5 protein-coding genes and 1 pseudogene are annotated in these 5,987 nt (G+C 71.7%); 3 read left to right on the top strand and 3 right to left on the bottom strand.

The window, feature by feature from the left end; genetic code table 11:
* Positions 1–245, top strand: a pseudogene (locus ACY45C_RS01875) (PadR family transcriptional regulator); the annotation flags it as partial.
* Positions 246–265: 20 nt separating this feature from the next.
* Positions 266–640 (top strand): hypothetical protein, encoded by a 375-nt coding sequence (locus ACY45C_RS01870; protein WP_462185945.1) that lies wholly within the window; start codon positions 266–268, stop codon positions 638–640.
* On the opposite strand, the gene ACY45C_RS01865 is transcribed toward ACY45C_RS01870, so the two are convergent.
* The 3 genes from ACY45C_RS01865 to greA all read right to left on the bottom strand — a co-directional run bounded on the left by ACY45C_RS01865 (position 560) and on the right by greA (position 4,643).
* Positions 560–2,554 carry a vWA domain-containing protein gene (locus ACY45C_RS01865; RefSeq protein ID WP_462185944.1) on the bottom strand — a complete coding sequence of 665 codons (1,995 nt, stop codon included), beginning with the start codon at positions 2,552–2,554 and terminating at the stop codon, positions 560–562. The two genes, ACY45C_RS01870 and ACY45C_RS01865, sit on opposite strands and share 81 nt — an antisense overlap.
* A 43-nt stretch (positions 2,555–2,597) precedes the next feature.
* Positions 2,598–4,094, bottom strand: a complete 1,497-nt coding sequence (locus tag ACY45C_RS01860) for a magnesium chelatase (protein ID WP_462185961.1) — start codon at positions 4,092–4,094, stop codon at positions 2,598–2,600.
* A gap of 66 nt (positions 4,095–4,160) precedes the next feature.
* Positions 4,161–4,643, bottom strand: a complete 483-nt coding sequence (gene greA / locus ACY45C_RS01855; protein WP_462185943.1) for a transcription elongation factor GreA — start codon at positions 4,641–4,643, stop codon at positions 4,161–4,163.
* A gap of 419 nt (positions 4,644–5,062) precedes the next feature.
* Between greA and mca the strand changes: the two genes are divergently transcribed.
* The gene (mca, locus tag ACY45C_RS01850) at positions 5,063–5,965 is read left to right on the top strand and encodes a mycothiol conjugate amidase Mca (protein ID WP_462185942.1); all 903 of its coding nucleotides are present in this window, start codon (positions 5,063–5,065) and stop codon (positions 5,963–5,965) included.
* Positions 5,966–5,987 lie beyond the last annotated feature (22 nt).

Raw genomic sequence — 5,987 nt, 5'->3', positions numbered from 1 at the left:
GTCATATCATCGAGACCATGGCTGGAATCGCGCTGACGCCGGTGTCGTATCTGGTCCTGGGGGAGGTAGCGCGGCGTGGCAGTGCCACTCCGTACGAGCTCAAGGTCGCGGTTGCCGGCTCGATCGGTAACTGCTGGTCGTTTCCGCACGCCCAGCTCTACAAGGAGCCGCCCCGCCTTGCCGCGGCCGGACTCCTTTCTGAGGAACGGGAGGAGTCCGGCCGCAGGCGGCGATCTTTCGCCTGACCGGCGCCGGCCGGAGCAGGTTGGCCGCGTGGCTCGCCGTCCCGGAGGCCGGGCGCACCGAGCTGCGCGATCCCGGCCTGCTCAAGCTGGCATTCGCCGATCTGGGCCGGCCGGGTGATGTCAGCCGGCTCGCGCGGGCCCAGGCGGCGGCGCATCGCGCTCACCTGGAGGTGTACCGCTCCCTGACCGCGCTGCCCGCGGGTGCCCTGGCCTGGTCGCTGCGCCGGGCCCTCGATCTCGGGCTCGGCTACGAGGAGCTCGCGGTCGAGTTCTGGGAACGCCTCGCCGCCGAGCCGGGCGGGGCGGCGCGGCGGTCAGCGGACGGTGCGGTGCCTGCCCCGGGCCCGCAGGTAGTCCCGGATGACGTAGTTGCCGAGGGCGGCGGGATCGGGTGAGAGAACCCGCCCGCCGTTGCGTCTGGCCATCTCCTCGACGAACTGCACCAGCCGTGGCTCGTCGTCGAGCATGAACACATTGACGGTCACGCCGCGCCGGGTGAGCCGGTCGACCTCGGCCAGGGTCAGCTCCAGGGTCTCGGGCATCGGCGGCCAGGAGAACGAGGGAGCCCCGTCGCGCAGCAGGTGCGCGGTGGGCTCACCGTCGGTGACTACCATGATGACCGGCTCCGCCTGCGGGTAGCGGCTCAGCAGCCGGCCCGCGATGAGCAGGGCGTGCTGCAGGTTCGTGCCCTGCACCATCTCGGAGTCGAGTCCGGCGAGCTCGACCGGCCGCAGCTCCCGGGCGTAGTCCGAGAAGCCGACAATGTGGATCTTGTCTTGCGGGAACGACGTGCTGACGAGCGTGTGCAGCGCGAGTGCCGTCGACTTCGCGATGCCCCAGGTGCCCCGCAGCGCCATCGAGTAGGACAGGTCGACGAGCAGGCACACCGCCGCCGTGGCGCGGCGCTCCGTCTCGGCGACCTCGAAGTCGGCCACCGCCAGGCGGATCGGGTGGCCCCGGCCGGGCGGACCGCCGCGCAGCACCGCGTTGCGGACTGTGCGGACGACGTCGATCGGCTGGGTGTCGCCGAACTGCCAGGCCCGGGAGGTGCCCAGCAGATCCCCGGCGGAACCCGCGTCGGTCACACTGTGATCCCCGCGGCCTCGGGCGGAGATCTGCCGGAAGATCCGGGCCAGCGCGGCCTGCCCGATCCGGCGCACCGCCCGTGGGGTGAGCTCGAGGCTCCCGGCCCGGCGGGTGAGGAATCCCTGCCGTTCCAGCTCCCGTTCGATCTCCTGCAGCCCCCGCAGATCGTCGACGGCGGACCGGCCCAGCGCCCGGGCCACCGCCTCGGGGTCGACGTCCTCCAGGGATGCCCCGGCGTAGTCCTGCCCCAGCGCGGCGGCCAGTTCGTCCAGCTCCGCGAGCTCCTCCAGCGCGGTGGTGGCGTCGCCGAGGCCGAGCGGTTCCTCGCCGGTCAGGCCGTCGCCCGACCGGCCGGCCCGCCCCCGCACCCGTCCACCCCAGTTGAGGTCCGGTCGGGACGCGCGCAGCGCCTGCGCCAGTCGTGACATCTCTGCGGCGAGCCTCAGGTCCTCCATCGCCGTGGACATCAGGTCGGCGAGTTCGGAGCGCTGCTGCGGGGTGAGCCCGGCCAGTAACCGCGCGGCGGCGGCGGCCCGGCGGGCCAGCGCGTCGACCAGTTCCTCCAGCGAGCCGGGGTTCTCCGGGAAGAAGTCGCCGAACTCCCGCATGAACCGGGCGAACGCCTCGTCGGTGTCCTCACCACGGGCGTCCGCCTCCAGCAGGGCGTTGAGCGCGGCGACCATCTCCCGGATCCGGGCGAAGTCTTCGGGCGCGGCCCCTTCCAGGGCCTGCTTCATTCCCTTGAACTGGGAATCGAGGACCTCGCGACGCAGCAGCTCGGAGATCTTCTCGTACGTCTCGCGGGCCGGCGGGGACCGCCAATCGTACTCGGCGAGCGAGCGCACCGCACGGGCGGGGTCCGCGGGCAGCGCGTCCAGCTCGGCCTCGCGCAGCCGGGCGTCGTCGGAGGGGTCGGGGAACAGCGCCGCCCGTTCCTGGCCCACGGCGGTGTCGAGCAGCCGGCGGACCTCCTGGAGCGTCCCGTCCATCCGGCCGCGGGACCGGGCCTCCCGCCGGTGCCGCTCGACGGCCCGGCGCATGTCGTCCAGACCACGCCGGCCCGGCATGCCCCGGCGCAGCAGCGACTCCAGCGCCTCCCGCGGGGTGCGTCCCTCCAGAATCTGGCGGGACATCTCATCCAGGGCGTCGGACGCGGTGAAGGGGGAGGCGAGTGGATCGGGTCCGCCGTCCCACGGGCCATAACGGAATGTTCCGGAACTCACTGTTCCTCCTGGAAGCTTCCGTGCGAGGTCAGGTGCCGCCGGGTCAGGTGCCGTAGACGGTCCGTCCGGGAAGCTCTTCCTTGGCCAACCGACGGTTGAGGTGCAGTCCCTCCATCGCCAGCTCCAGTGCGGCCGCCGCGAGCCCCGGCGACTCCGCCCCGTCCACGCCGAGCCTGGTCAGGATCGCCGCGAGCCCGGGCACCGGCCCGGCCCGGCGCAGCAGCTCGGCCGCCGCTACCAGGTCGCCGGTCTCGACCGGGCCAGCCGCGTCGAAGCGGGCCTGCAGGCCGGTGAGGTCCGCGCCGGCCAGCCTCGCCCGGAACGTCTCGGCCACCGCGCGGCGCAGCAGCAGCGCGAGGACCTCGTCCTCCCGGTCCTCCTCCAGCTGGTCGAACTCGACCTTGCCGCGTACTGCCGGGACGATCGCGGCGAGGTCGACCACCCGTGCGGTGGGCGTCTCCTCGCCGGTCAGCGCCGCGCGGCGGACCGCCGAGGCCGCCACCGTCTCGGCCGCGGCCACCGACAGCCGGGCCGATACCCCCGAGCGATGGTCGACCTGGGGGGCGTCGCGCACCAGCCGGGTGAACCGGGCCACGATCTCCACCAGGTGATCGGGTATTTCCGGCGCGCCGAGCGGGGACCCCGCCCAGGACATCACCGCCTCCTGGCGGATCAGCGCCAGTTCGTCGGTGAGGTGCAGCGGGTAGTGGGTGCGGACCTCGGCGCCGAACCGGTCCTTGAGCGGCGTGATGATCCGCCCTCGGTTGGTGTAGTCCTCGGGGTTGGCCGAAGCGACCAGCAGCAGGTCCAGCGGCAGCCGGAGCAGGTAGCCGCGGACCTGGATGTCCCGCTCCTCCAGCACGTTGAGCAGCGCGACCTGGATCCGTTCGGCGAGGTCGGGCAGCTCGTTGACGCTGAAGATCCCGCGGTTGGTGCGCGGCACCAGCCCGTAGTGGACCGTCTCGGGATCGCCGAGCGTGCGGCCCTCGGCGACTTTCACCGGGTCGACGTCGCCGATGAGGTCGCCGACGCTTGTGTCCGGGGTCGCGAGCTTCTCGCTGAACCGCTCGCCGCGGTGCCGCCAGACCACCGGCAGCGCGTCACCGAGATCGGCCGCCAGCGCGCGGCATCGGCCGCAGACCGGCGCGTAGGGGTGGTCGTTGATCTCACAGCCGGCGACGGCCGGCGACCACTCGTCGAGCAGGCTCACCAGAGTGCGGATGAGTCGGGTCTTGCCCTGCCCGCGCTCGCCGAGGAAGACGATGTCGTGGCCGGCCAGGATGGCCCGCTCGACCTGGGGAAGGACGGTCTCGCCGAAACCGACGATGCCCGGGAACCGGGGGCCGTAGCCCCGCATCAGGGCGACGAGGTTGTCGCGCAGCTCCGTCCGCACCGGGCGGTGCGCGTGCCCGCTGCGGCGCAGCTCACCCAGGGTGGTGAGCTGCGAGGCGGCGGCCGTCGGCGGGTGGGCCGGAGATGCCACGGTCGGTGGCACGGTCGGTGGCACGGAATGACTGGGCTGTGCCGGCAGATCCTCCACCCGTCGACGGTACGCCGATGCCGCCACCCGTGCAGCCGGGTCGGCAGTCGTCCGCTGCTGGCGTAGTCAGCCCGAGTAGGGCGACACCGAGACGATCTCGACCTTGGCCGAACGGCCGTTGGGCAGCGTGTAGGAGACGGTCTCGCCCGCCTTGCGCCCGGTCACCGCGCCGCCCAGCGGGGACGCCGGGGAGAAGACCTCGATGGGCGTGCTGTGGTCCTCGCGCGAGCCGATGAGGAACTTCTCCGTCTCCCGTTCGCCGGGGAAGCGCACCTCGACGACGGTGCCGGGGCCGGCCTCGCCGGTCGCCGCGGGTGCCTCGCCGACCTGGGCGTCGCGCAGCAGGTCCGTGAGCTGGCGAATCCGGGCCTCCTGCTTGCCCTGCTCCTCCTTGGCCGCGTGGTAGCCGCCGTTTTCCTTGAGGTCGCCCTCCTCGCGGGCAGCTTCAATTTTGGTCGCGATCTCCGTACGCCACGGGCCGGTCAGGTAGTCGAGCTCGGAGCGGAGCCGGTCGTATGCCTCCTGGGTGAGCCAAGTCTGCTGCGTCACGCGGGTCACGCTCCTCGGTGAACATCAAAAGGACCATCATACCAAAATGAATCAAGGAAGATGTCGGGCTTGGTGGCTCTGGCGGCGTCTGGACCGCCTGGAAGCCCCGGACCGGCGGGTCAGCCCTTACGGGTGATCCGACAGCCCTTGCCTTCGACCTCGACCACGAATGCTTCACGCAGGGGTGGGCGGACGACGGGACCGGCCGTCGTCCATCGGCCCTTCGGACCGGGCCGACGACGATGTCGGTGCGCCGGTCGACGGCAGCCCTGCCGTCGAAGCATGCGCGGACGGTGCATTGTGCCACGGCGTTGGGTGACTTTTCTAGACCGAACGCGGGGCGGGCCCCGGCGGTTCCCCGGGCGAGCTCGGACCACCCGGGCCAGTGAGCTCGGAACAACGCCGGGGCATCAGGAACAATGGGCCGCATGCCTGCGGTCCACGATCGGCATGGCCTGCGCTTGATGGCCATCCACGCCCACCCCGATGACGAGTCCAGCAAGGGCGCCGCCACCATGGCACGTTACGCCAGCGAGGGCGCCGACGTGCTCGTGGTCACGTGTACCGGGGGAGAGGAGGGCAGCATTCTCAATCCCGCGATGGACCAGCCGGGTGTCGCCGCCCGGATGGCGGAGATCCGCAGGCAGGAGATGGAGGCTGCCCGGCTCATCCTCGGGGTCCGCCAAGAGTGGCTCGGCTTCGTCGACTCCGGGCTTCCTGAGGGCGATCCGCCGCCGCCCGTTCCGGACGGGCGGTTCGCCACCATCGCGCTCGACGAGGCGGCCCGTCCGCTGGTCCGGTTGATCCGTCAGTTCCGGCCGCAGGTCATCACGACCTACGATGAGTCGGGCGGGTATCCGCATCCCGACCACATCATGACCCATCGGGTCAGTGTGGAGGCGTTCGAGGCGGCCGGTGATCCCGACCGTTATCCCGAGGTCGGTGCCGACGCCGGCCTCGAACCCTGGCAGCCGCTCAAGCTCTATTACCACCTCACCTTCCACAAGGAGCGCATCCTCGCTCTCCACGAGGAGATGATGGCCCGCGGTCTGGAGTCCCCCTATGCCGAGCGGCTGGCCGAGTGGGTCGACCGCGCCGAGGACACCGGTCGGCTCACCACCCAGGTGGAGTGCGCGGACTGGTTCGAGACCCGCGACCGGGCGCTGATCGCCCACGCCACCCAGGTCGACCCCACCGGATGGTGGTTCCGGATACCCCTGGAGGCGCAGCGGGACGCTTGGCCGACGGAGGACTACCAGCTGGCCCGTTCTCTCATCGAGGTCGGCATGCTGCCCGAAGACGATCTGTTCAACGGTGTGTGACTTTCCGGTGATGTGGCCTTTT

Source organism: Frankia sp. CcWB2, from assembly GCF_977927585.1.
Note: the sequence above shows the minus strand (reverse complement) of the source record. Positions and strands in the feature narration are given on the sequence as shown.